Annotated in this window: 27 protein-coding genes; 15 read left to right on the forward strand and 12 right to left on the reverse strand. The window is 43.7% G+C overall.

From position 1 onward, the window contains the following. Window positions 1–67 precede the first annotated feature (67 nt). From L1D55_RS09040 to L1D55_RS09055, 4 genes are all read left to right on the forward strand, one after another. Window positions 68–979 (forward strand): transcriptional regulator, encoded by a 912-nt coding sequence (locus tag L1D55_RS09040; RefSeq protein ID WP_239917206.1) that lies wholly within the window; start codon window positions 68–70, stop codon window positions 977–979. Window position 980: 1 nt separating this feature from the next. Beyond that, on the forward strand, window positions 981–1496 hold the full coding sequence (locus L1D55_RS09045) for a regulatory protein ToxS (protein ID WP_008223800.1): 516 nt from the start codon (window positions 981–983) through the stop codon (window positions 1494–1496). 80 nt (window positions 1497–1576) lie between these two features. Further along, complete coding sequence (locus tag L1D55_RS09050) at window positions 1577–2332, forward strand: sulfite exporter TauE/SafE family protein (protein ID WP_137408867.1); 756 nt, start codon at window positions 1577–1579, stop codon at window positions 2330–2332. A gap of 17 nt (window positions 2333–2349) precedes the next feature. Then, complete coding sequence (locus L1D55_RS09055; protein ID WP_239917207.1) at window positions 2350–2661, forward strand: SelT/SelW/SelH family protein; 312 nt, start codon at window positions 2350–2352, stop codon at window positions 2659–2661. 24 nt (window positions 2662–2685) lie between these two features. On the opposite strand, the gene yfcE is transcribed toward L1D55_RS09055, so the two are convergent. The 5 genes from yfcE to L1D55_RS09080 are packed head-to-tail and all read right to left on the reverse strand — an operon-like array spanning window position 2686 to window position 5548. Next, window positions 2686–3231 carry a phosphodiesterase gene (gene yfcE / locus L1D55_RS09060; protein WP_239917208.1) on the reverse strand — a complete coding sequence of 182 codons (546 nt, stop codon included), beginning with the start codon at window positions 3229–3231 and terminating at the stop codon, window positions 2686–2688. Window positions 3232–3278: 47 nt separating this feature from the next. Beyond that, window positions 3279–3686, reverse strand: a complete 408-nt coding sequence (locus L1D55_RS09065; protein ID WP_128159755.1) for a CBS domain-containing protein — start codon at window positions 3684–3686, stop codon at window positions 3279–3281. Then, window positions 3683–4033 carry a P-II family nitrogen regulator gene (locus L1D55_RS09070; RefSeq protein WP_004737873.1) on the reverse strand — a complete coding sequence of 117 codons (351 nt, stop codon included), beginning with the start codon at window positions 4031–4033 and terminating at the stop codon, window positions 3683–3685. Before L1D55_RS09070 ends, L1D55_RS09065 begins: the two co-directional genes overlap by 4 nt. Continuing rightward, window positions 4023–4817, reverse strand: coding sequence for a DUF1538 domain-containing protein (locus tag L1D55_RS09075; RefSeq protein WP_239917209.1), 795 nt, complete (start codon window positions 4815–4817; stop codon window positions 4023–4025). Before L1D55_RS09075 ends, L1D55_RS09070 begins: the two co-directional genes overlap by 11 nt. Further along, window positions 4814–5548 (reverse strand): DUF1538 domain-containing protein, encoded by a 735-nt coding sequence (locus tag L1D55_RS09080; RefSeq protein ID WP_239917210.1) that lies wholly within the window; start codon window positions 5546–5548, stop codon window positions 4814–4816. Before L1D55_RS09080 ends, L1D55_RS09075 begins: the two co-directional genes overlap by 4 nt. A 304-nt stretch (window positions 5549–5852) precedes the next feature. On the opposite strand from L1D55_RS09080, the gene L1D55_RS09085 reads away from it, so the two are divergent. The 6 genes from L1D55_RS09085 (at window position 5853) to L1D55_RS09110 (ending at window position 10976) form a co-directional block, all read left to right on the forward strand. Next, window positions 5853–6767 (forward strand): TIGR01777 family oxidoreductase, encoded by a 915-nt coding sequence (locus tag L1D55_RS09085; RefSeq protein WP_239917211.1) that lies wholly within the window; start codon window positions 5853–5855, stop codon window positions 6765–6767. Between the two features lie 43 nt (window positions 6768–6810). Then, the gene (locus tag L1D55_RS09090) at window positions 6811–7638 is read left to right on the forward strand and encodes an SDR family oxidoreductase (protein ID WP_239917212.1); all 828 of its coding nucleotides are present in this window, start codon (window positions 6811–6813) and stop codon (window positions 7636–7638) included. 398 nt (window positions 7639–8036) lie between these two features. Beyond that, window positions 8037–8891: a co-chaperone YbbN gene (locus L1D55_RS09095; protein ID WP_239917213.1), complete on the forward strand. Its 855-nt coding sequence runs from the start codon at window positions 8037–8039 to the stop codon at window positions 8889–8891. A gap of 203 nt (window positions 8892–9094) precedes the next feature. Further along, window positions 9095–10024, forward strand: coding sequence for an SPFH domain-containing protein (locus L1D55_RS09100; protein WP_004737866.1), 930 nt, complete (start codon window positions 9095–9097; stop codon window positions 10022–10024). Between the two features lie 3 nt (window positions 10025–10027). After that, window positions 10028–10477 carry an NfeD family protein gene (locus tag L1D55_RS09105; protein WP_239917214.1) on the forward strand — a complete coding sequence of 150 codons (450 nt, stop codon included), beginning with the start codon at window positions 10028–10030 and terminating at the stop codon, window positions 10475–10477. A 319-nt stretch (window positions 10478–10796) separates the two neighbouring features. Next, window positions 10797–10976 carry a hypothetical protein gene (locus L1D55_RS09110; protein WP_004737863.1) on the forward strand — a complete coding sequence of 60 codons (180 nt, stop codon included), beginning with the start codon at window positions 10797–10799 and terminating at the stop codon, window positions 10974–10976. 64 nt (window positions 10977–11040) lie between these two features. On the opposite strand, the gene cueR is transcribed toward L1D55_RS09110, so the two are convergent. The 5 genes from cueR to zipA form a co-directional block, all read right to left on the reverse strand. Then, window positions 11041–11433: a Cu(I)-responsive transcriptional regulator gene (gene cueR / locus L1D55_RS09115; protein ID WP_004737861.1), complete on the reverse strand. Its 393-nt coding sequence runs from the start codon at window positions 11431–11433 to the stop codon at window positions 11041–11043. 93 nt (window positions 11434–11526) lie between these two features. Further along, on the reverse strand, window positions 11527–12333 hold the full coding sequence (locus L1D55_RS09120) for a DUF2057 domain-containing protein (RefSeq protein ID WP_239917215.1): 807 nt from the start codon (window positions 12331–12333) through the stop codon (window positions 11527–11529). A 98-nt stretch (window positions 12334–12431) separates the two neighbouring features. Continuing rightward, a complete protein-coding gene (locus L1D55_RS09125; RefSeq protein WP_239917216.1) occupies window positions 12432–13532 on the reverse strand; it encodes a porin in 1101 nt (366 codons plus the stop codon). Between the two features lie 523 nt (window positions 13533–14055). Beyond that, window positions 14056–16068 carry an NAD-dependent DNA ligase LigA gene (ligA, locus tag L1D55_RS09130; RefSeq protein WP_239917217.1) on the reverse strand — a complete coding sequence of 671 codons (2013 nt, stop codon included), beginning with the start codon at window positions 16066–16068 and terminating at the stop codon, window positions 14056–14058. A 92-nt stretch (window positions 16069–16160) separates the two neighbouring features. Continuing rightward, the gene (gene zipA / locus L1D55_RS09135; RefSeq protein WP_239917218.1) at window positions 16161–17222 is read right to left on the reverse strand and encodes a cell division protein ZipA; all 1062 of its coding nucleotides are present in this window, start codon (window positions 17220–17222) and stop codon (window positions 16161–16163) included. A gap of 228 nt (window positions 17223–17450) precedes the next feature. Between zipA and cysZ the strand changes: the two genes are divergently transcribed. The 5 genes from cysZ to crr all read left to right on the forward strand — a co-directional run bounded on the left by cysZ (window position 17451) and on the right by crr (window position 22431). Beyond that, window positions 17451–18206 carry a sulfate transporter CysZ gene (cysZ, locus tag L1D55_RS09140; RefSeq protein ID WP_239917219.1) on the forward strand — a complete coding sequence of 252 codons (756 nt, stop codon included), beginning with the start codon at window positions 17451–17453 and terminating at the stop codon, window positions 18204–18206. Window positions 18207–18425: 219 nt separating this feature from the next. After that, a complete protein-coding gene (gene cysK, locus L1D55_RS09145) occupies window positions 18426–19394 on the forward strand; it encodes a cysteine synthase A (protein ID WP_008224684.1) in 969 nt (322 codons plus the stop codon). 302 nt (window positions 19395–19696) lie between these two features. Further along, window positions 19697–19954 carry an HPr family phosphocarrier protein gene (locus L1D55_RS09150; protein ID WP_004734263.1) on the forward strand — a complete coding sequence of 86 codons (258 nt, stop codon included), beginning with the start codon at window positions 19697–19699 and terminating at the stop codon, window positions 19952–19954. 136 nt (window positions 19955–20090) lie between these two features. Then, window positions 20091–21815 carry a phosphoenolpyruvate-protein phosphotransferase PtsI gene (gene ptsI, locus L1D55_RS09155; protein ID WP_128159726.1) on the forward strand — a complete coding sequence of 575 codons (1725 nt, stop codon included), beginning with the start codon at window positions 20091–20093 and terminating at the stop codon, window positions 21813–21815. 106 nt (window positions 21816–21921) lie between these two features. Continuing rightward, window positions 21922–22431 carry a PTS glucose transporter subunit IIA gene (gene crr / locus L1D55_RS09160; RefSeq protein ID WP_004737851.1) on the forward strand — a complete coding sequence of 170 codons (510 nt, stop codon included), beginning with the start codon at window positions 21922–21924 and terminating at the stop codon, window positions 22429–22431. A gap of 616 nt (window positions 22432–23047) precedes the next feature. Here crr and L1D55_RS09165 read toward each other — a convergent pair. Beyond that, window positions 23048–24181 carry a flagellin gene (locus L1D55_RS09165; protein WP_008222983.1) on the reverse strand — a complete coding sequence of 378 codons (1134 nt, stop codon included), beginning with the start codon at window positions 24179–24181 and terminating at the stop codon, window positions 23048–23050. A gap of 241 nt (window positions 24182–24422) precedes the next feature. Next, entirely contained in the window at window positions 24423–25556 is a 1134-nt protein-coding gene (locus L1D55_RS09170) for a flagellin (protein WP_239917220.1), read from the reverse strand. Window positions 25557–25660 lie beyond the last annotated feature (104 nt).

A 25660-nucleotide genomic window follows, 5' to 3' on the forward strand; every position in this document is an offset into this window, starting at 1 on the left:
ATTTGAATAAATTTCACCTCAGATTTGTCTATTCCGCACTCAAAATAACCCAAAGTAGAAGAATTCAATGAGCAATATCGGCACAAAGTTTATTCTCGCACAGCGGTTCGTATTCGATCCAAACAGCAACTCACTTGTTGACCAAACGAGCGACGGCGAAGTCGTGCGCCTTGGCAGCAATGAAAGCCGCATTCTCCTTATGCTGTCGGAAAGACCCAATGAAGTTATCACTCGTAACGAATTACACGAATATGTTTGGCGTGACCAAGGTTTTGAGGTTGATGACTCAAGCCTAACTCAAGCCGTTTCAACACTGCGAAAGATGCTGAAAGATTCAACGAAATCTCCAGAATTCGTTAAAACTGTGCCTAAACGCGGCTACCAATTTATCGCAACCGTTGAGCGCTCAGCACCACTGTCGTCAAATGACCAACCTGCTGCAGTTGAAATTGCCGAAAATGACGTAGAACCAAGCCTAACGTTTGCAACAGCACCTATCGCAGAAGAAGTCGTTTCTGAGACAAGCGCTCCTGAGCCTATCTCTAAACTTCAAGAGACCAATGCTGAGGTTGAGCTAACTAAAACGCCAGCAGCAACTGAAGCTAAAAACAGCAACAAGTGGTTAATTCTAGGATTGCTATTTGCCGCAGTCATGATGCCAATTCTGGTGCTGACTTTTACTAACCCGGCGGAATCTGAATTCCGTACATTAGCAGAAGTTGATGGTGTAAAGGTTCAGTCACCAATTAATCATCCAGATCTAACCAGCTGGCTTCCTGCTATTGAGAAGTGTGTATTACGTTACAACACTAATCACACTGGCATGCTGAAACCAACAGAAGTGATTGCGACAGGTGGGCAAACTAACAACTTAGCCCTCAACTACATTCACCCGCAAGAATACTCTAGCGAAAACATTACTCTAAGAATTTATGCAAACCAGTCGGATGTAGACGACATTTGTAAAGGTGGCCAGTAACATGAAATTAAAAGTATCTATTATCTTACTGGTTCTTTCTGCTTTTCTAAGTGGTTGGTTGTATTGGGGTAGTGACGCAAAAGTAGAGCGCCTACTTACCTCACATGAGTGGCAATCAAAAATGGTGACGCTGATCAGTGATACCAAGCAAGCGGATTCAATCGGCCCACTGCGTAAAGTTGAGCTGTCATCAAATGCTAAGTATCTACCAAACGGCACTTATCTGAGAATGTCGGTGGTAAGGCTATACGGCACACAAACCGCACCAGCTAACGTAATCAACATTTCAGAGACGGGGCAGTGGGATATCAACGACAACTACCTACTGGTTTCGCCAACTGAGTTTAAAGATGTTACATCGGCTCAGCGCCAAGACTTCTCTCAAGAACAACTAGAGCTTATTACTCAAGTAATCAAGATGGATGCAGAGCAAAGCCGCCGCATCGATATTGTTAACCCGAAGGCACTGCTACTGACTAGCTTAAATCACGGTTCTACCGTATTGTTTTCGAACTAACATTAGAAAGCTATTCACGATAAACCTAAAAAGGGGCATGAGGCCCCTTTTTGTTATCTTAAACTCAAAGATAAAACTCTATGGATTGGATAAATTCACTCGCCTTATTCTTTGGCTCATTAATCGCCAACACGCTTGCTTCCTTATCAGGTGGCGGTGCTGGGCTTTTACAGTTCCCACTGCTCATCTTTTTAGGGCTACCTTTTTCAGTTGCACTGGCTACCCACAAAGTCGCTAGCGTCGCTCTCGGCTTAGGTGCTGCATATACCCATATCAAGGGTGGCACGTTAAGCTGGAAAATTTGTCTCTACCTAATTATCGTCGGCAGCATTGGAGTGGTCGTTGGCGCGAATATCGTACTCATGATCCCAGATGCCATTGCACAGAAGCTGCTTGGCGCAATGATCTTAGCGCTGGGTGTTTACTCACGACTAAAGAAACAATTGGGTCAAGAAGAGCAGCTTAAAAACCGAGACATAAAAGGTTGGATAATTGGTGGGGTTGGACTGGCACTCATAGGCATCATCAACGGTTCACTCACTGCAGGATCCGGTCTGTTAGTTACCCTATTTCTAGTTCGTTGGTTTGGTTTTACTTATAAACAAGCCGTCGCGTTAACCATGATATGTGTCGGTTTGTTCTGGAATGGCATTGGAGGTATTGCCATTGTTCAAGCGGGTGCGCCAATATACTGGGTATGGTTACCCATATTACTGTTAAGTTCGTTTGTCGGCGGAAGCTTAGGGGCATTCCTCGCAAACCGTTCAAGCAATCAGCTCGTCAAAACGGCTTTCGAAATATTGACGTTTGCCGTCGGCATCAAGCTATTGCTATAGAATTTTAAAGGTTATCTATGAATACAGAGTCGAATCAAAACAGCCCAACCGTGCTGAAAGCGACAATAGCAATACACTACTGCCGTCAATGTAATTGGATGCTTCGCTCAAGTTGGTTGTGCCAGGAACTGCTTCATACCTTCAGTGAAGAGATTGAACAAGTCAGTTTACACCCAGATACCGGTGGTCGATTTGAGATCTTTTGCAATGGAATACAAATTTGGGAAAGAAAGGCGGACGGCGGCTTTCCCGAAGCGAAAGTTCTGAAGCAAAGAGTGAGAAACATCATTGCTCCAGACAGAGACCTCGGCCACGTAGATTCAAAATAAACTCATTACGGCCGGTTTTATGATTTAAAGCTGGCCGCTAACCAGTACATCGCCGTCAAGGCTGATCACTTGGAAAGTGCCATTTTCATAGATGCCATAGCTTGCTGCATGACCTTCTCGTGGGAACGTCACCGAGCTTGGGTTAAAGATGAATATGTCATCTTGGTACTCAGCAACAGGGATATGGGTGTGGCCATGAGCAATGATATCGCCCGCTTTCAGTGCTGGACGTTTCGTTGTGTTATACAAGTGACCATGAGTTAAGAAGATACGTTGGCCTGACTCTAGCAGCACCCATGAGTAGTCCATCATCATCGGGAATGAGAGCAACATCTGATCAACTTCGCTATCGCAATTACCGCGGACGGCAATGATCTCTTGGGAGAACTCGTTCAGCTTGTCTGCAACAGCCGGCGGGTTGTAGCCTTCTGGAATTGGATTTCTAGGGCCATGATTTAGGATATCACCCAGTAGGACTAAATATTGGGCACCCGAGGCTTGGTATAGCTCTAATACCTTTTCTGTTGCTGGTAGCGAACCGTGTAGGTCTGAAGCAAAAAATAATTTCACACGTACTTCTCCATAAAATTTATGGGCCTATTGTACGTACCTAACAGCTATACGTCATCTCTCACCATACCGTTGATAACAATATTATTGTAACTGACCATGCCGACGATCTTGTTATCACGAACCACAGGCGCGCGGCTAATACCAAAGCGTTCAAATAGGCGCGCACAGTACTTAACATTCATCTCGGCAGACACGCTTAACGCGGGCTTGGTCATGATTTCATAAATATTAGTACGTTCAGGGGAGCGATTCTTGGCCAATACTTTTTTGGCAATGTCGTTCATCAACACAATCCCGTATTCATCATCTTCATGACGCTTATCCACGATGATCGCTTTTACTTTGTGCTTTTTCGCCATTTCTATCGCTGCTAACACTGTGGTTAGGCCATCAATAATCACATAGGTATTGGCCATTACATCGCTTACTCGGATCTTGTCACTGGTATTCATAGCTCGTCCTCTACGACTTTAGTTAATGTCTCGACTTGATGCGCAACGCCAACCGCGTCTTCGACATCGATTTGTACTGCTATTCCTTGCCCTGATTCTTGGTCGAACTCCCCGACTTTACCTATCGTCTCTAAAATATGTCGGGCTAAATGCTCCTCAACAACAAACAGCAGCACATCTTTTTGTACCTCAAGCGTCAAACCGAAGAAGGTACGTTTTTGGTTTAGCCCCTGCCCTCTGGCATTGTTGATAACGGTGGCACCCGTCGCGCCCGCATCACGCGCCGCATCGAGTACGATGTCAGTCTTGCTCTCTTCAACAAACGCTAAGATCAATTTAAAGCGCATCTTTACTCTCCTTAGAGGTGTGTAAACGGTTTAACCATTGTGTTATCTGGGCATAACCCATCACTGAAATAATCGGAAATAAGCTAGCAAAGGCGATTAACCCAAAGCCATCGATCACCGGGTTTCTCCCAGGTACGGTTGACGCAAGCCCAAGTCCCAACGCTGTTACCAATGGCACCGTCACCGTCGATGTGGTGACACCGCCTGAATCATAAGCCAAAGGCACAATCAGTTTGGGAGCGTAAAAGGTTTGGATCACCACAACGATATAGCCAACAATGATGTAGTAATGAATAGGATCACCAGCCACAATCCGATAGCTGCCCAGCGAGATACCGATGGCAACGCCTAATGCCACGGCAATCCTCAGCCCGTTAACACTGATGCTGCCGCCAGAGACTTGATTCGCTTTAATCGCAACCGCTATTAACGAAGGCTCAGCTATCGTGGTACTAAAGCCGATACAAAACGCAAAAAGATAAACCCAGTAATAATCAAACCATGCTAGGTCTATACCTGAACTGAATTTAAATTCGGAAAGAAAAGTCGGCTCCGTCAACTGCATCGCCATGGTTTCGCCTAAAGGAAACAAAGCAAGCTCTAGCCCCATCAAGAAAAGAGACAAACCAAGAATGACGTAAAAGAACCCTATCAAGACTTTGGGCAGGTTGTTGACTGGCCTACGTAGCACCGCTAATTGAAAACCAAAGATGATCACCGCAATCGGAATCACATCTATCACAGTGCCGAGAAAGGTGTCGATAAACTGTTGAGCACTGATCATGTCACCACCATTCCATAAACCATGACAAACATCATCGGCAACAGTGAAGCAAACGCGATCAACCCAAAGCCATCAATCATGGGATTACGACCTTTAATGGCCGAAGCCAACCCCACACCTAATGCCGTTACCAAAGGAACAGTGATGGTTGATGTTGTGACACCGCCAGAGTCATACGCGATCCCGATGATGTTTTCGGGTGCAAAGGCAGTGAGCACCACCACACCAATATAGCCACCGATTATCATGTACTGGATTGGCCAACCTTTTAAGATCCGAAGTACCCCAAGCAATATTGCGATGCCTACCGACAATGCAACGGTGAAGCGCAGACCATCGGCATATTCTTCCATCTCATCATTAGAATTGGGTATCACACCGCCCTCAGCTGCCACTTCTGCCGCTTCGTCTGCAACCGCCGTTAACGCAGGCTCCGCTATGGTAGTGCCGAATCCCAGACAAAAAGCGAAGATCAATAACCAGAATACACTACCCTTGCGGGCAAAAGCTTGCGCCATAGATTCGCCGATCGGGAAGAGCCCCATTTCAAGTCCGAAAATAAAGAAGGTAAGCCCGAAAACCACCAGCACTAAACCCGCCAAAATAGACAGCAGATGCGGAAGCGGCTCTTGTAAAACAGCAAGCTGGAAGAACGCGATCACCGCAACAATAGGCAGTAGATCACGAAGGCTACCTAACATAGCTCGAAACAAAGCTAGCACTGCCGTCATCGCAACTCCCTGTCATCAATAATTACGTTTGATTATCTATCAGCAATAATCATGGCAAATCCTTATTATTTCTAATGTGATAAACATTACGCAGTTGGTAACATATGTGAGTAAAATCTCTTAACTGTGATAACGATACACTTCTCTAAACTAATGAATTAAATTTCACTATTTAGCGAATCGTTGGAGAGGTCATTTAGGCATCATACGATTGAAACCAACTGATCGTTATAGTGATTTTTTCGTATTGGTTGGCGATTAAAAACAAGCCATGTCTATAATTATGTTTAATAAGGAGATTGGTATGAAGATATTGTTAACTGGTGGTACTGGATTTATTGGCTCTGAATTGATCAAGAGTTTGAACACTGACGACGTTACATTGCTCACGCGAACCCCTGAAAAAGCGAAACAATGCCTAAGCCACCTGAACCAAAACAACCTTCATTATATCCAATCCCTTGATGAGCTGAATGACCTCAACGATTACGATGCAGTGATAAACCTCGCTGGTGAACCTATTGCAGACAAACGCTGGAGTGATGAGCAAAAAGAGAGGATCTGTAGCAGCCGCTGGCTGATCACAGAGAAGATCGTTGAACTCATTCAAGCAAGCACAACACCACCTGAAGTATTTATCAGCGGCTCTGCCGTCGGCTACTATGGCGACCAGCAACAACACCCATTTGATGAATCACTGCAAGTCGAAGATGAGAGCTTCCCTCATAAAGTCTGTGCTCATTGGGAAGAGATAGCTAAACGAGCTGAATCGGATAAAACTCGCGTTATTCTATTAAGAACAGGTATTGTTTTGGGTGAGAATGGTGGTGCACTCAAAAAAATGCTGATGCCTTACAAGCTTGGCGTTGGCGGTCCATTAGGGTCCGGTAAGCAGTACATGCCTTGGATTCACATGCTCGACATGGTCAGAGCCATCAATCACTTGTTGTCACTCCCCCACGCTCAAGGTGAATTCAACATGTGCGCTCCGCACCCTGTGACTAACAAGCAGTTCAGTAGCACCCTAGCGAAACAATTGCGCCGCCCTCACTTCTTATTCACTCCAAAATGGGCGATGTCGCTACTGATGGGCGAGTCGTCTTGTTTGCTGTTCGACAGCATTCGTTCCAAGCCTAAGAAGTTAACGGAAATGGGCTTTATATTTAGTTACTCAAGAATCGAGCCTGCATTAAAAAACTTGTTACAACATCAAGACTAATTCTTTACTCTAAGAGCAAAGAAGCTCTGATAAAGGATTAAGTGTGAACAAGTCGATTCTCATCACTGGTTGCTCAACTGGCATTGGCTACACCTGTGCTCACGCACTCCACAAACGCGGTTTTCATGTCATCGCATCTTGCCGCGACCCACTAGATGTTCAACGTCTTCAAGAAGAAGGTCTCACCTGTATTCAGTTGGACCTTGCCAACAAGGAAAGTATTGAGAACGGAGCGAAACAAGCCATCGAGCTAGCAGCAAATGGACTGTATGGCCTGTTCAATAATGGGGCTTATGGTCAGGCTGGTGCTTTAGAAGATCTACCGACGCAAGGGCTAAGAGAACAGTTCGAAACCAACTTCTTTGGTTGGCACCACCTCGTTTGCCAGATCCTGCCTCATATGCGAGAGCGTGGTGAAGGGCGTATTATCCAAAACAGTTCGGTACTCGGCTTTGCTGCGATGAAATATCGTGGTGCGTATAACGCATCAAAGTTCGCAATTGAAGGTTGGACAGATACTCTGCGTTTAGAGCTGCATGGCAGTGGCATACACATTTCATTACTCCAACCCGGTCCAATCGAAACCCAATTTCGAACCAACGCCTTAAAAGCTTTCAATAAGTGGATTAACATAGAAGGCAGTGTTCATCAAAATGCTTACCAACAACAAAAAGACCGACTTGAGAAAGAGTCATCGAATAACGCGTTTGTTTTGCCTGCCGAAAGTTGTATCGAACCTGTTTATCACGCGCTCACCGCCGATAAACCCAAGCTAAGGTACAGAGTAACCACTCCTACTAAAGTGTTCGCTGTATTGAAAAGATTACTGCCGAGCCGTTTGCTAGACCCTATTCTCAGAAAAGCCGCATAAATTACTAACTTTGAATGAACAGTCGCAAACTTTAATGTAACGATGTAATTTATTCGTAACAATAAGATGTCATGATTTAGCCTATCTCATCAGTTATCCCCAATTGATGGACTAACCCTTTGGATACTTCATGACTTTAAACCGCCTTAATTTGGTAGGTCTGAGTCTGGCAATTACGTTGTTTATTCTGTTTTGAGTATCTTACGTAATACCTCACTGACCACCTCACTGAGAACGCTGTGTCTTCCATGTTGAGCTAACAACTTTATCAACATTGGAGCATGGCGTTTTTCTATTTTTGCTTCTTTTTATCCTAGATACCCCAGTTAGATCTTGAAGTTACCCGCTTATCACCCCATATTTGCAACGTATCCCCAAACAAATCTCAAGGAACGTAAATGCAATCTCCGCATATTGTTGAACTTAATGAGCAGAACTTTCGTCAAGTACTAGAAAGTTCGATGCAGACCCCTGTCCTCATCCATTTTTGGGCACCAATGAGCCAAGAGAGTGCTCAAGTCATTCCTGAACTACAGACCTTAACTCAGCAATACAATGGTGCATTCACGCTCGCACTATTAAATTGCGAACAAGAGCAAGCCATTGCTAGCCAATTTGGTGTTCAAGCACTGCCTACTATTGCACTGTTTGTTAACGGTCAACCTGTCGATGGCCTAGGTGGTCCGCAGCGCATTGAAGCAATTGTGGAAATGCTTGGCAAACACCTGCCAAGCCAAGATGAATTGGCGCTACGCCAAGCACTTGAGCAAATGCAAGCTGGTGAGCACACTCAAGCTTTAGCGGCTATGCAGCAGCTTCCGGTAGAACTAACGAACAAAGGTGAAGTTAAACTGGCCATTGCAGAGTGCCTACTAGAAACCCAGCAATTTGACCTTGCAGAGGCTCAATTGGCAACAATTCCACTCGAGTACCAAGACAACTACTACAAAGGCTTAGTCGCCAAGCTTGAACTTCATAAGCAAGCAGCCGATAGCCCAGAGATCCAAGCATTAGAAGCGGCGCTTAAACAAAATCCAAGCGATGCGAAAACCGCATCAGAATTGGCACTGCAATACCATCAAGTAAACCGCAGTGAAGAAGCAATGGACCTACTGTGGTCTTTCCTAGTCAAAGACCTCAATGCTCTTGATGGAGACATGAAAAAAGAGTTCATGGATATTCTAAGTGCACTTGGACAAGGCAACCCTGTTGCTAGCAAGTACCGTCGCCAGCTTTACTCTCTACTTTACTAATCAGGTTCCTGATACCTATACAGTAAGTAATCAAATACAAATTCAACAAAGCAACTCATAAGCTTTTTGAATGCAAAACTCATAATGGGCCATAAAATCAATGTTTTATGGCCCATTTCTCATTTATAAATTTGCCCCCACTTTAAATATGCGCCAGTATGAGTAATAAACGATTCAAAACTTAAACTTGCAAAGGACTTTGTATGCCTATTGATACCTTGATTACTATTGGCGTCTTTACTGTCGTCGCGTTGCTCTTTATCTTCGCAGGCGTAAAAACCGTTCCACAGGGCAACAACTGGACTGTAGAACGCTTCGGGCGCTATACACATACGCTAAAACCAGGCCTTAACTTAATCATCCCATTTATTGATAAAATCGGTCAGCGAATCAATATGATGGAGCGGGTTCTTGATATACCCGCGCAAGAAGTTATCTCTAAAGACAATGCCAATGTAGTTATTGATGCGGTGTGTTTTGTACAAGTAATCGATGCTGCAAGAGCTGCGTATGAAGTCAACGACCTCGAGCACGCGATTCGTAACCTAACGTTGACTAACATCCGTACGGTACTTGGTTCAATGGAACTTGATGAGATGCTAAGTCAACGTGACATGATCAACACCAAGCTTCTTAACATCGTGGATGAAGCCACCAACCCTTGGGGCGTAAAGGTTACCCGTATCGAAATTAAAGACGTGCAGCCACCAGCAGACCTAACTGCAGCGATGAATGCTCAGATGAAAGCGGAACGTAACAAGCGTGCCGATATCTTAGAAGCAGAAGGCGTAAGACAAGCAGAGATCCTTAAAGCTGAAGGTCACAAGCAATCAGAAATTCTAAAAGCTGAAGGTGAAAAGCAAGCTGCAATACTTCAAGCAGAAGCACGTGAACGTGCGGCAGAAGCCGAGGCAAAAGCAACAGAAATGGTATCGACCGCAATTGCTCAGGGTGACATGCAAGCCGTGAACTACTTTATTGCACAAGGCTATACCGAAGCATTGAAGTCAATTGGACAAGCAGAAAACGGTAAGATAATCATGCTACCACTTGAAGCGACTGGCCTAATGGGCTCTGTTGCGGGTATCGCAGAGATGTTCACACATAAGAATGATACAAATAGTAAGGACTAACTTATGGTCGAATTACTAGAACAAGTAAACCACTGGCATTGGCTAGCGTTTGGTCTAGTATTGCTTGCACTTGAACTGGTTGGAACTGCTGGTTACTTTTTGTGGATTGGTATCTCAGCCATGTTGGTCGGCGCCCTTTTGGGAGCTCTACCAATCGGTTGGCAGATGCAATGGCTATCTTTTGCTAGCTTCTCATTAATCACTACTTGGCTATGGTGGAGAAGACAACTATCTAGTGATAAACAGTCAGATTCAAATAGAGAGCTCAACCAAAGAGAAAAGCAGCTGGTAGGTCGGACGCTAATCCTTAGTGAAGACGTAAAGAAAGGTAGCTGTCGTATTAAATTCGGAGACTCTTCTTGGTCAGCGAAAGCTAGTCAAGATATTCCATCTGGCACAGAAATAAAGATTGTTGCTTTAGACGGAATAGTTCTAATAATAGAACCTTTATGATTTTTGAATATAATAAGCCTGCATTTTCAATAAATGCAGGCTTTTTTCATTTTCATTCATCAATAATATTTTAAATATCATTATGATAGATTTAATTGATAATAAAATAAGTTCTTATTTCATAAAGCTAAAAAATTTGAATGAATCCAAAAGGCATAAGAAAGCCAAGTTTGTTAGCCAAAATACATATGAATAGTTCGCCTCACTATCGCTTAATTATAATTATTAAAAATGTTAAGTCCGTCAAATTTTTGAAATTTTCTTCACCTTGTCCATACTTTCACTTATCTCAATCGGAGATAAAACTAATGGAGTTTGTATGAGACATTTTCTAATCATTGTTACGGCTATTTTTAGCTTATCATTCGGAAGCGCTCTAGCGAGCAGTCAATCACCTGGTAACGGTAATATGGGACCTATTGTTAAGTGTTCAGATGGTAACGCGGTCACTCATGTACCACTACTGATCTGTAAACATTACGGCGGAAAAGTGCTGTGATAGGTAGGTAAGTCAGGCTAGCAATATCATTTACAGCCTGACTAATATTTATTACTGAAATGGTCTAAGTACGGCCGGATAAATTGTTTAAGATAGGACAATCCGTAGAAGCATCACCAGGGCAGTCATGTACCCACGATTGCAATTGGGCCTTCATTTTATTGAGCTCCGCAAGCTTCAATTCTATTTCATCTAACTTCTGAGTCGCTTTCTGTTTTACTTCAAAGCTCTGTCTATTGGGGTTCATGGCTAACTCAACTAAGGATTTACACTCATCAAGTGTGAACCCAACCATTTTTGCTCTGAGCACGAACTCTAGCTGCTCGATATGAATCTCACCGTATTGCCTGTAGCCATTTTCTGAACGATGTGGAGGGCTCATCATGCCTTTACTTTCGTAAAAACGAATGGATTTCGCTGTTGTACCAACACGTTTAGCTACTTCACCAATATTCACAATATTACCTGTAAGCTTAAAATGAAAAACCGCAGTACTGCTGTTATACAATACTGCGGTTGAAAAACATAGTTTGGAGCTTAGGTTAAAGGCTTACTCTTGCTCTAATAACCAAATCATCGTCTGAGATTTTTCTTCTCTATCTAGTTTGTTAAACCAGTAAGAAACCATTTCGATCTCTTTAGAGCCTTCTAATGGTGCTGGGTTCGCATTCTTACGATTCTTGAATGCCCAATCTGTCACTGCAGATTGCTCTTCTTTAGTTGCTTCACCATACCAGTAATTCACCATCTCTTGCGCTTGCGATGCTTTTGGCTCTTCAGCAACTACTGCTGCTACTGGAACAGCCGCGACTGGAGCAACCGCAATAGCTGTATGATTATTTGCACCGTTATAAATTGTGTCGATGTACGCTTTCGGCACGATAAAAGTCGTACTCATTACTGAGTTTTGGCCTTCAAGCGTAAATTCTAAATTCTTTTCTCTTGCTTGCTGAATATCAGCATCACTTAGTGGAAATTTAATATATTGAGTCTTAGTACAGTGCTCGCTGCAGCTTTCTCTTGGTACTTGTCTTTCTTCTAGTTCTATCGTCTTGCCAAAAAAACTAACCGTTTCGTACTCTTTATAACTTTGGAAGTAACTCACGTCCATAGTAATTGAAGATTCTGGGGCTGTATTCGGTGTTACTTCTTTATTGTATGTAAAGTAAAGCGACGACTTGAGAATGTCTGCGCCTACATTTGCTCTATTTTCTGCTACGTAAGATTGACCGGTTACTTTAATGTAACCACCTTTGGGCTGTACATCAGCAACTGAGTCTGCAAAATTACTTTGTGAATCGAGTGAACTACAAGCTCCCAAAAATAATGATAATACGACTACACTAACTTTATTCATTATGACTAATTCCTTATGTTCACTATGGAAAAACGCTGGCAAACAAAATTTACCAGCGTTTTGATTTTTATCTAACTGTTTAAGCTAAAGATTCTAGCTTAGAAACCGTATTCAAGACCAACGCGAGTTACGATATCTGTATCAGCGTCACCAACTGTACGACCCGCTACACGTAGGTAAGGTACGAAACCGTTATGAACTGCCATTAGCTGACCAGAGATAGTGTTGCTGTCTGAATCTGCGTCTTTAGAACCATTTGTTTCAGACTCAAGGTTAGCTGCGTAACCTAGTTTGAAACCGATTGGACCGTTCCAGTATTGACCGATGATAGAGTAAGAGTCTTGAGTTACTTTACGAATACCGTTGTCTAGCTCTTCGCCTTTATATGCTGCAGCGAAACCGAAACCTGCTGGTAGGCTAGCTTCGAAACCAACAATGTATGCGAATGTATCATCATCGTAACCAGCGACTTCAGGAGCCTGTTCTGGGTTACCGTTTTCATCAAAAGACCAATCACCACCAGACGCGGCAACGACACGAGTACCAGATTCAACTGCACCCATTAATGTTACTTTCTCGAAGCTGTACTTAGCACTTGCGCCAACAAAGTTTGCGTCACGAGTTGCTGCGCCACCACCGTTGTCGTTATCGTCACGACCAACAGAAGCTGCAAAAGAGAAACCGCCAAATTTAGCTGAATCGTAACGAACTTGGTTAGATTGACGATCGTAGTGACCGTTGATGCCGCCCCAATCGAATACAGAACCTAGACCAGGGTTAGAGAATGGCCAGTCGACGATTTCGTATAGTGGAGTCAGAACACGACCAACACGTAGGTTACCCCAAGAGCCAGAAGCACCGATGAAAGTATCACGGAAACCTAGCACACCACCTGAAACACCACCGTGAGACCAGTCTGTGCTATCTACGTAACCAGATTCGATCTGCATTGTGATTAATACATCATCAAACATATCTTTATGAGCACGGAAGCCGATACGAGATTCGTTCTCTACAGCGTAACCAGTACTAGAGTCGTTGTTATCAGTTGTGTTGTAGTTAACTAGAGAGATAGCTGCAACACCGTATACGTCAACGTTGAAGTCAGAGTTGATACCAACTTCTTTCGCCATTACGCCTGTCGATAAAAGTGCAACGGATGCACCTAGTAGAGTACGTTTGAAAATTTTGTTTTCCATGGAATAAAACTCCTAAAAATGGATATAGCTGTTTGAATATTCCCCACCTAAAGTTGGCCGCCGTAGAGAGAAATACCTTTTCTTGTTTGAGAATCCTTAACGCTGAATTCTCTATTTCCTTTCTGGGTATACACATCGTGCATCCATGGCATTAAGACTAACTTCGCCCTCAAAAAGATCAATGAGAACTTAATTTTCATCTAAAAAAATATGAGTTGGTGCAAATTTACCATGTACTTAGTGATCCAGATCGATAAATTAGAAAGGCCACACACAACAACAAATAAACCCATATAAAACAGCAACTTAAGAAAAGCTTGCTTTTATAAAAATAGATATAACTCGCATTTCTGATACAACTAGAACGCTATTTCATTAATGTTGAGCACCGTCACTGTCCTGATTTTGTAGTTCGTATAGGAACAAAATTCTCAACAATTAAAAAGCCACCATTTTTATAGCAAACACAAAAAAGGCACTCCCTTGAAAGGAGTGCCTTTGAGCTTTTTTTACCTGAATTTACTTACGAAAGAAGAGCAATTAGATCTTCTTCGGTTCTTATTTCGATACCTAAATCTTGTGCTTTGGTTAATTTAGAACCTGCCGCTTCTCCGGCAAATAGGATATCGGTTTTCTTAGATACGCTGCCTGTTACTTTGGCTCCTAACGCTTGAAGTGCCGCTTTCGCTTCACTTCGGCCCAATTGAGACAGCGAACCCGTTAGCACAACCACTTTACCCTCTAGAGGTAATTCTTGGTCATCTGGCGCATCTTCAATTACAGGCCAGTTCACACCCAGTTCGATAAGCTGTTCAACGACCGCTCGGTTTTTCTCTTGTGAGAAGAAAGCCGTAATATGACTAGCAACAATATCACCAATATCGGACACCTCAACGAGCTGCTCATGAGTTGCCGCTTGTACTAGCTCTAATGTCTTGAAATGCTGCGCTAAGTTCATCGCTGTCGCTTCACCGACTTCACGAATACCAAGTGAATAAAGGAAACGCGCTAACGTCGTATCTTTCGCTTTATTCAACGCGCTCACCACGTTTTGAGCCGATTTAGGCCCCATACGGTCAAGCACCGTAATCACACCTGCACTGAGTTTAAATAGATCTGCTGGTGTTTCGACCATCTCGCGATCGACAAGCTGCTCTATGACTTTCACGCCAAGACCATCAACATCAAGCGCCTTTCTAGATACAAAGTGCTTAAGCGCTTCTTTACGTTGAGCTTGACACACCAAACCGCCTGTACAACGCGCTACAGCTTCGCCTTCTACACGCTCGACCGCAGAACTACATACAGGGCATGCATCAGGGAAAACAATGTCTTTAGCCGTCTCAGGGCGACGGTCTTGTACAACCGCAACAATCTGTGGAATCACGTCGCCAGCACGGCGGATAATGACGCTATCACCAACCTTGACACCCAAACGAGCAATCTCATCGGCGTTATGCAGCGTGGCATTGCTTACCGTTACACCGCCGACAAAGATAGGTTCTAGTTTAGCCACCGGCGTAATAGCGCCGGTACGGCCCACCTGAAACTCAACGTCGTTTAACAGAGTGATCTCTTCTTGAGCCGGGAACTTATAGGCAATCGCCCAGCGAGGTGCTCTAGCAACAAAGCCAAGCACTTCTTGCGCCGCAATATCATCGACTTTAATCACCACACCATCGATCTCGTAAGCCAAATCATCACGACGAGTCATAATGTCTTGATAATATGCCTTTACGTCTTCAAGTGAACTAAGTTGCTTCGTCTCAGGACACATTGGCAGTCCCCAGCCTTTTAGCTGTAAGAAACGTTGGTAATGGCTACTTGAGAGCTCTGCACCTTCAACCACACCTACGCTGTAAGCATAGAAAGCTAATGGGCGTTTTGCGGTAATACGAGAGTCCAGCTGACGCAAGCTACCTGCTGCGGCATTACGTGGGTTTACAAAGACTTTCTCACCTTTCTTCAGCGCAATTTCGTTCAGTTTATCGAAGCCGGCTTTTGGCATGAACACTTCACCACGGACTTCGATACGTTCTGGCCAACCTTCACCTTGTAGCTTAAGTGGAATCGAACTGATGGTACGTACGTTTTCAGTAATGTTCTCACCCGTCGCGCCATCACCACGAGTCGCTGCTTGAACTAATGTCCCATTCACGTAAAGCAAGCTCACAGCGAGGCCATCGAGTTTAGGCTCACAACAGAAAGTCTTAAGATTCGCGGTTGGTGCTCTATCGGACATACGCTTATTAAACGCATCCAAGTCTTCATCAGAGAATGCATTATCCAGAGAAAGCATTGGGATCTCGTGAGTCACTTGTGTGAAGCCATCTAGTGGCTGACCCCCAACACGTTGGCTCGGTGAGTCCACGGTTATGAGCTCTGGATTTTCTTCTTCGATCTTTAGCAACTGTTGCATTAATCGATCGTACTCAACATCAGGGATCTCTGGGCTATCTTCTACGTAATAACGAACGGCATGATAGTGCAGAGTTTCTCTTAACTGCTCTAAGGTCACTTGAATCGATTCTTTCATATCATTCTCTGTCGTGATTGAAATATCAAAAAGGGCTCCCTTAGGAGCCCTTTTCTATAAATATAGATTATTTACTAGGCTAAACAATATGGCTAAGCGTTCGCTGCCGACATGAAGTCTCTAATCTGTTTGCGGTAGTCTGATAAACGGTTTGGTGTCATTAGGTTGCGTGATTCATCCAGAACGTTTCCGCCCATATCATCAGCAATCTTCTGTGCTGCACTCAACATCACATTGAAGTTTTGATCAGCTTGACCATAGCATGGCAATGTCATGAAGAACGAAATACCTTTAGTCGTAAAGTCAGCTGGATCATCATGCTCTAAAGTACCAGGCTGCATCATATTTGCGACACTGAAGATAACCTTAGGCTCATCAGCTGATTGTGCAAAGCAGTGGTAAATAGACATCTCACCGTAAGTTAAGCCATTGTTCTCAATGCTGCGGAAAAGTTCAGTACCAACAAATGGGATCTCTCCAGCACAGTGAACATTAAGGACAATCACCTCTAAGCCTAACTCTTCATCTTGCTTTGTTTCTTCAACGGGAGCTGCTGCTTGTGGAGCAACACTCTCTTTTGCTGCGAATGGTTCACTTGCAGTAAAAGTTTGTTGTGAAGCCATTGGCTCACTTGCGACTATAGGCTCTTCAACTTGTTCAGCTGCAACTTCTTCAAAAGAACCGTACTGCTCTTTAAAACCTGCATGGCTTTCTTTTTGCTCATCGGTCAGTTCGAAGCTAGGAACCTCTGGTTCTACCGCTTGTTCAACATGTTCCGGTTCGCTATCAACCTTAATAGGGTCTTCAACACTGAAAGAAGGCAAATCATTCAACTCAATATCGTCTTGTTGCTCTTCTTTTGGTTGTGGTGCTGTAAGCGGATCAGAATCGATCAGCGGATCAGCCGCAGACGGCGATACTGCAAAATCCGGCTCTTTACGCTCTTTTCGGATTATCTCAAAATCATCTTCTGGGGCGAATGAACGGTTTGGGATGGTTTCAGCATCGTCTAAGCTATCATTGTCTAGCTTGCCAAGTGGCTTATCTCCAAACTTTGCTTTCCCTTCTTTTTTACTCGTCCACAAACCGTGGAACAATAATGCGGCGATAGCTAATGCGCCAACAATAATGAGTACAAATCGCAATTCCTGCATTTTTCGCTCTCAGCTTTCTTAGTCAACTAGCGGGAAGACGCTGTCACTAAGTTGGGTTAATTTGACCAATCTCACTACTCTATCAAAAGTAGCCACTGTTTTAGAACAACTTAATACAATTAGTTCCTTAGATGGTGTGATTTTCGCCACGCTTTTTTTCTTAATTTCGGTCGAGTACACTAGACGTGTTTGCTATTTAACCAAATTCACATGTAACCTTAATTAAATATGACTATTGAATCTGTTCCCCGCTCTGGCTTTGGCTATTTTGTTTTCGGTATAAAGATCGCGTTGTCTCCGAGCATTCGCAAATTTGTACTGCTTCCTCTTCTTGCTAACGTGTTACTCGTTGGCGGCGCGCTTTTTTATATCTTCTCGAATCTAAACACTTGGATTGAAGGTTGGATGGAAGGTCTACCGAGCTTCTTATCTTGGTTGTCATATGTTTTGTGGCCATTATTGGTATTAACCGTTTTGGCGACCTTTTCATATTTCTTCAGCACACTCGCCAATTTCATTGCTGCTCCTTTCAACGGACTACTCTCAGAAAAAGTCGAAGAGCTGCTTAGCGGTAAAAAAGTCAATGACGATGGTTTGCTCGATGTTTTAAAAGATACTCCGCGCATTTTAGCAAGAGAATGGCGCAAGCTTGTCTACGTTCTGCCAAAAGCGATCGGTTTATTCCTACTTTTATTGATTCCGGCACTCGGTCAAACCGTTGCGCCGTTTTTATGGTTCATCTTCACCGCATGGATGCTAGCGATTCAATACGCCGACTACCCATTCGACAACCATAAAATCAAATTTGATGACATGAGAAATAATTTGAAACAAAAACAAGGTAAGAGCTATAGCTTTGGTGCACTTGTTTCTGTGTTTACTACCATTCCCGTTCTCAACCTTATTGTAATGCCGGTTGCTGTGTGTGGTGCAACTGCAATGTGGGTTGCTGAATTTAAAGACCTAGCTCTACGCTCTCGCTAATTCTTCCCTCTGTATTCGCCTATCTATTTGAAGTTCTGATTTCACTGTAGATAGGCGTCAATTCTGCTACATATCTATATGATATAACTTTTTAATCCTTTTACCTTTTTTTCAACTTGTTTAATCTAAATTCAAGCTAAACAAACATCGAAAGACACTAGACGGTAAAGTGATTGATATACATACGTTTAGTGCTGTCATTAAATGAAGGAATATCGCATGAGCAAGATCTACGAAGACAACACCCTAACGATTGGTAATACACCTCTAGTCCGCCTAAACAAAGTAAGCAAAGGTAACGTCCTAGCTAAGATCGAAGCTCGTAACCCTAGCTTCAGTGTTAAGTGTCGTATCGGTTCGAATATGATCTGGGAAGCAGAAAAAGCAGGTACCCTTAAGCCAGGTATCGAACTTGTCGAGCCAACCAGTGGTAATACAGGTGTTGCACTGGCGTTCGTAGCAGCAGCACGCGGTTACAAACTTACGCTAACGATGCCGGAGTCAATGAGCTTAGAACGTCGTAAGCTGCTTAAAGCACTGGGCGCAAATCTAGTTCTAACTGAAGCACCAAAAGGCATGAATGGCGCGATTGCTAAAGCAGAAGAAATTGTTGCTTCAGACCCAGACAAATACCTATTACTACAACAATTCAACAACCCAGCTAACCCACAAATTCACGAGCAAACAACCGGTCCTGAAATCTGGGAAGCAACAGACGGCGAAATTGACGTGTTTGTAGCTGGTGTAGGTACAGGCGGTACTATTACTGGTACAAGTCGTTACATTAAAGGTGAAAAAGGCAAAGCCATCACTTCTGTAGCAGTAGAACCAGCAGAATCTCCAGTAATCGCACAGGCGCTTGCAGGCGAAGAAATCAAACCAGCTCCGCACAAAATCCAAGGTATCGGCGCAGGTTTCATCCCTGGAAACTTAGATTTAGAACTTATCGACCGCGTCGAGTCAGTAACTTCTGAAGAAGCAATTGAAATGGCTCAGCGACTAATGAAGGAAGAAGGTATTCTTGCAGGTATCTCTTCTGGCGCAGCAGTAGTTGCAGCAAACAGAATTGCTGAACTACCTGAATTTGCAGGAAAAACTATTGTAACCGTACTTCCAAGCTCTGGTGAGCGTTACCTAAGTACAGCTCTATTTGCAGGTATCTTTACGGAAAAAGAGAACCAACAATAATATGTGGTCAAATCAATTTTTCGTCCAAAAAAGCCCCGTTTAGGGGCTTTTTTGTTGATCCCTGCCCCACCTTTGGTAATATCGGGTCTGTTTTATTTTTCGCTTCAAAATAAAAGAAGCAATAAACAGATTCTGAAGGTCGTGAGTCCTCAACAAAAGATGACCATGGCTGGATAAAAATTTATAACCAGTCTAAGTTCTAACACGAACATGGCGTACTAGCCTCTAGCGCATTTGGGCTAAAGCAGTTAAGCTAAACTGGTTACAAACTTACAAAAAATAAATTAATTGGGGTATATAAAATGTACGAGAAGCAAGTAGAAATCACAGCAGAAAACGGTCTTCACACTCGTCCAGCTGCACAGTTCGTTAAAGAAGCAAAATCTTTCGACGCTGACATCACAGTGACTTCTAACGGCAAAAGCGCTAGCGCGAAAAGCCTGTTCAAACTACAAACTTTAGGCCTAGTAAAAGGTACTAACGTAACTATTTCAGCTGAAGGTCCTCAAGCTCAGCAAGCAGTTGACCACCTAGTTGCTCTTATGGATCAACTACACTAATACGGTCTCCTTCTTTCAAAGCCATTTTGCATAGCAAAGTGGCTTTGTTCGAAATAGATAGGAATAAGCGCGACATTAGTCGACGACTTAAAGTCACACACTCTCCCGTTTACAGTTGAACAACTAAGGTAAGGCTATGATTTCAGGCATCCTAGCATCTCCTGGTATTGCTTTTGGTAAAGCACTACTACTTCAAGAAGATGAAATTGTCCTAAACACTCAATCTATCTCTGACGACCAAGTTGAAGCAGAAGTACAGCGTTTCTTTGACGCTCGTAACAAATCAGCTCAACAACTTGAAGTTGTTAAGCAAAAAGCACTTGAAACTTTTGGCGAAGAAAAAGAAGCAATCTTTGAAGGCCACATCATGCTGCTTGAAGATGAAGAGCTAGAAGAAGAGATTTTAGCACTCATCAAGAAAGAAAAAATGCACGCAGACAACGCGATCCACACTGTGATCGAAGAGCAAGCTTGTGCGCTTGAATCTCTTGATGATGAGTACCTAAAAGAACGTGCAACTGATATCCGTGATATCGGTACTCGTTTCGTTAAAAACGCACTAGGCATCAACATTGTGTCTCTATCAGACATCAGTGAAGAAGTTATCCTAGTAGCTTACGACCTAACGCCATCTGAAACTGCACAAATCAACCTAGACTACGTTCTTGGTTTCGCTTGTGACATCGGCGGTCGTACATCTCACACTTCAATCATGGCACGTTCTCTTGAGCTTCCAGCTATCGTTGGTACTAACGATATCACTAAGCAAGTTAAGAACGGCGACATGCTTGTGCTAGACGCGATGAACAACAAGATCATCATCAACCCTTCTGAAGCTGAACTAGCAGAAGCTAAGAAAATCAAAGCAGATTTCGAAGCAGAAGCGGCTGAACTAGCAAAACTAAAAGATTTACATGCTGAAACTCTAGACGGTCACCGTGTAGAAGTTTGCGGTAACATCGGTACAGTAAAAGACTGTGACGGTATCCTGCGTAATGGCGGTGAAGGCGTTGGTCTGTACCGTACTGAATTCCTATTTATGGACCGTGACGCACTTCCTACTGAAGAAGAGCAATACGTTGCTTACAAAGAAGTAGCTGAAGCAATGAACGGTGAGTCAGTGATCATCCGTACTATGGATATCGGTGGCGATAAAGATCTACCATACATGGATCTTCCACAAGAGATGAACCCGTTCCTAGGCTGGCGTGCAGTACGTATTAGCTTGGATCGTCGTGAAATCCTACGTGACCAACTACGTGGTATCCTGCGTGCATCTGCACACGGTAAACTACGCATCATGTTCCCAATGATCATTTCTGTTGAAGAGATCCGTGAACTGAAGAAAGCAATCGAAGAGTACAAAGCTGAACTTCGCGCTGAAGGCCTAGCTTTCGATGAAAACATCGAAATCGGCGTAATGGTTGAGACTCCAGCAGCAGCTGCAATCGCACACCACCTAGCGAAAGAAGTATCTTTCTTCTCTATCGGTACTAACGACCTAACGCAATACACTCTTGCGGTAGACCGTGGTAACGAAATGATTTCTCACCTATACAACCCGCTATCTCCTGCTGTTCTTACAGTAATCAAGCAAGTGATCGACGCATCACACGCTGAAGGTAAGTGGACTGGTATGTGTGGTGAGCTTGCTGGTGATGAGCGTGCAACACTGCTTCTTCTTGGTATGGGCCTAGATGAGTTCTCTATGAGCGGCATCTCTATCCCTAAAGTTAAGAAAGTAATCCGTAACTCTAACTTCGCAGAAGTTAAAGCTATGGCTGACGAAGCACTATCTCTACCTACAGCTGCTGAAATTGAAGCTTGCGTAGAAAAATTCATCGCTGAGAAATCTCAGTAATCGCCAAATTCTTAATAGAGTTAGACGGCTAAAAATAGTCGTCTAATTTGTTAGATTGGTATAGTATATTCTACAGAATAAAACTAAACGTTAGGAGCATGACACAATGGGTCTGTTTGACAAACTGAAAAAGCTTGTATCTGATGACAGCGCTGATGCTGGTGCAATCGAAATCATCGCACCTCTTTCTGGTGAAATCGTAAACATCGAAGATGTGCCAGATGTAGTTTTCGCTGAGAAAATCGTTGGTGACGGCATCGCGATCAAACCAGCTGGCGACAAAATGGTAGCTCCAGTTAACGGTACTATCGGTAAGATCTTCGAAACTAACCACGCATTCTCTATCGAGTCTGACGACGGTGTTGAGCTTTTCGTTCACTTCGGTATCGATACTGTTGAACTTAAAGGCGAAGGCTTCACTCGCGTAGCTGAAGAAGGTCAATCTGTTAAAGCTGGTGACACTATCATCACTTTCGACCTAGCGCTTCTAGAAGAGAAAGCGAAATCTACGCTTACTCCAGTTGTTATCTCTAACATGGACGAAATCAAAGAGCTGAACAAGCTTTCTGGTTCTGTAACTGTTGGTGAAACTCCAGTTCTTAAAGTAACTAAGTAATCTCGATTACTTATCTGCTTTAATAAAAACGCTACCTAAGGGTGGCGTTTTTTGTGCCTGCTGTATTTGCATGTCAGGTGCAAATTACTTTGTCCTTCTGAGTTAGTACCCCCTCCTCTTTTGCAGCATCCTTTCACGAATATAGATCCCTGATATCTCGCTCGACTCGATTCTGGGATGACGGAAGTTCGATTGACCTGATTTACTTATAAGCTCCTTTTATCTTCGACGATAAGACTCGTTTCAAAAGAAGAGTTTCCTGTAATAAAGATTCCTTATACTCATTTTACTCGGTTCTGGAATGGTGATGAAAAGCAATGGTTTAAGCCTGAGTGATTATTTGCTCAACCGCTCTCTCCTATTCAGCTAGCTATAGAGTCTCCACTCCCCCACCAACGTCATTCCCTACAGGGAGGGACGACCGTGATAGGGAATCTCGCTTGTCACCCGTACCTTACTCAGTTCCCTACACATTTTGGCCATTCGCAGAAAAGCAAAAACCCAGCCGAAGCTGGGTTTGTTTAGCGCTCATCTCTCACCACGAGCTAATTTGTGGAGGCCTTACGTTAACGCTTTGTCTCGACAACACTTATAGTCAACGTGGCTTTTTAATCGATTAACCTAGTAGGCTAAGTGCCGAGTTTGGCGCTTGTTTCGCTTGAGCAAGAATCGAACTTGAAGCTTGAGAAAGGATCTGAGACTTAGTCATCTGAGTCGTTTCTTTCGCGAAGTCGGTATCTTTAATACGGCTCTTAGATGCGTTAACGTTCTCGTTAATGTTGTCTAAGTTGCTGATTGCATGGTCGAAACGGTTTTGGAAAGCACCCAGCTCTGCACGGTGGCTATCTACATACTTAAGTGCCGCATCGATGATTGCTACAGACTCTTGTGCACCGCCAACAGACGTTACGTCGATAGTATCAACCGTCACTTCTTTAGATGCTTGAATGCCTAGCTCACCAGCAAGACCACCAGAGAAAGACACATCGCCGCTTACTTTGTTGTTGCCCGCGAACATTTGTAGCTTGCCATCTTCAGTTACAGACGCTTTAACAGAGTCTTGTTGACCGTTGATGTAAGTCGCTAGCTCTTCGATGTCGTCGCCCGCTTTTGCGCTGATGTCGATCTCTTGAGCTTGACCAAAGTTATCTGTGAACGATAGTTTCAGGTCGTTTGAACCCGCTTGTACGTTCCAGTCTTTGTCTTTTGCGTTCTCAGTTTGGTAGCTCTTACCACCCATCTGAGCGTTATCAGAGCGCATATCTTTCAGGTTCAGCATTACCGCTTCGCCGTTATCCGCACCGATTTGGAATGATTGTGTACCGTAAGTACCGTTAAGTAGCTTGTTACCACCAAAAGACGTCGTTTCCGCAATACGGTTTAGCTCGTCGTTCAGTGCTGTTACTTCTTCTTGAATCGCTACACGCTCAGCTTTTGAGTTTGAGCCGTTTGAAGATTGTAGAGAAAGATCACGCATACGTTGCAGGATATTGGTTGTCTCGTTCATTGCACCTTCAGCGGTTTGTGCAATAGAGATACCGTCGTTCGCATTACGAACAGCAACGTCTAGGCCGCGGCTTTGAACGTTCAAACGGTTAGAGATTTGTAGGCCCGCCGCGTCGTCTTTTGCGCTGTTGATTTTAGAGCCAGAAGCTAGACGCTCCATTGATGTTTGTTGTGCGCTATTTGCGTTGTTTAGGTAACGTTGCGCTGTCATCGCTGAAACGTTGGTATTTACATTCACTGCCATGGTGATTTCTCCAATTGATTTTCCGGTATTGCGGTTTCCGACGTCTCGGAAAACCAAGTAGTTCTCTCAAAGTTACTTTTAATAACGGCGCAATTGATGAAACCTTTAGAAAAAAAACAAGAAAATTAAAGAAATAGCGATAAAGGATAGGAAAGCGTGACTGGTAGTAAAATTATCAAAAAAAGATAAGAAAAACGCTAAAGTTGTTGAGAAGTCAGTCGAGTGAGGTTTTGTGTTTTTATTAACCTAATAAGGTTAAAGCAAGGTTTGGCGCTTGCTTCGCTTGAGCCAGAATGGTGGTGCTCACTTGCTGAAGAATTTGCTGTTTCAGCATTTGAGTGGTTTCTTTAGCGTAATCGGTATCTTTGATTCGACTGTTTGAAGTCGCCAAGTTTTCATGAACGTTTTCAAGGTTGTTAATGGCGTGGTCAAAGCGGTTTTGCATCGCACCTAGTTCAGAGCGATGGCTATCCACATACTTCATCGCGGTATCCAAAATAGAGACGGCACGCTGCGCCCCACCCACATCAGTAACATTGATGTCATTCACCGACTCATAGTAACCCGCAGACATCGACAGCTCACTAGCAAGTGAACCAGAGAAAGAGATGGTGCCAGAGGTATCCTCACCAGACATGTAAATCTGAAGCTGTCCATCATCATTAACCGAAGCTGAGACCAGATCCGTTTGACCATTGATGTAGGTCGCCAACTCTTCAATGTCGTCGCCAACTTTTGCATTAATGGTGATCTCTTGAAGCTGACCAAAACGATCGGTAAACGACATCGTCATATCATTCTGGTTTGATTTCACTGCCCACGAGTCATTGGCCATGCCATTCGCGACATAGCTAAAACCGCCCATGTTGATGTCATCAGTGCGCATGCTTTTGAGGCCAATTTGAACCGCCTCGCCTGAGCTGCCACCGATCTGAAACGACGTACTACCAAAGCTACCATTGAGGAGTTTCTTGCCCCCAAATGACGTCGTCTCTGCGATACGATTTAGTTCATCGTTTAATGCGGTAATCTCTTCTTGAATGGCCGCTCTTTCCGAGTGACTGTTCGAACCATTACTCGCTTGCAGTGACAGGTCACGCATACGTTGCATGATATTAGTGGTTTCGTTCATCGCGCCTTCGGCAGTTTGCATAATGGATATACCATCATTCGCATTGCGAACAGCGACATCAATACCACTCATCTGCGCTTCTAAACGATTTGAGATTTGAAGGCCTGCAGCGTCGTCTTTGGCACTATTAATACGACTCCCTGAAGCCAAACGCTCCAGAGATTGGTTCAGCATGTTATTGGCATTAGAGAGGTTCCTCTGAGCTACCAGCGCTGAGACATTGGTATTAACAGTTATAGCCATAGACCTTCACGTACAAAAAGATGAATTACACTCACGATTGCTTTTATATCGACCAATTCAGATAAAGCTTTAATAAAAAAGGAGCCTTGAGGCTCCCTTTGTTT

It is taken from the genome of Vibrio sp. Isolate22 (assembly GCF_022398115.1).
In the GTDB taxonomy this organism is placed as follows: Bacteria; Pseudomonadota; Gammaproteobacteria; order Enterobacterales; family Vibrionaceae; genus Vibrio.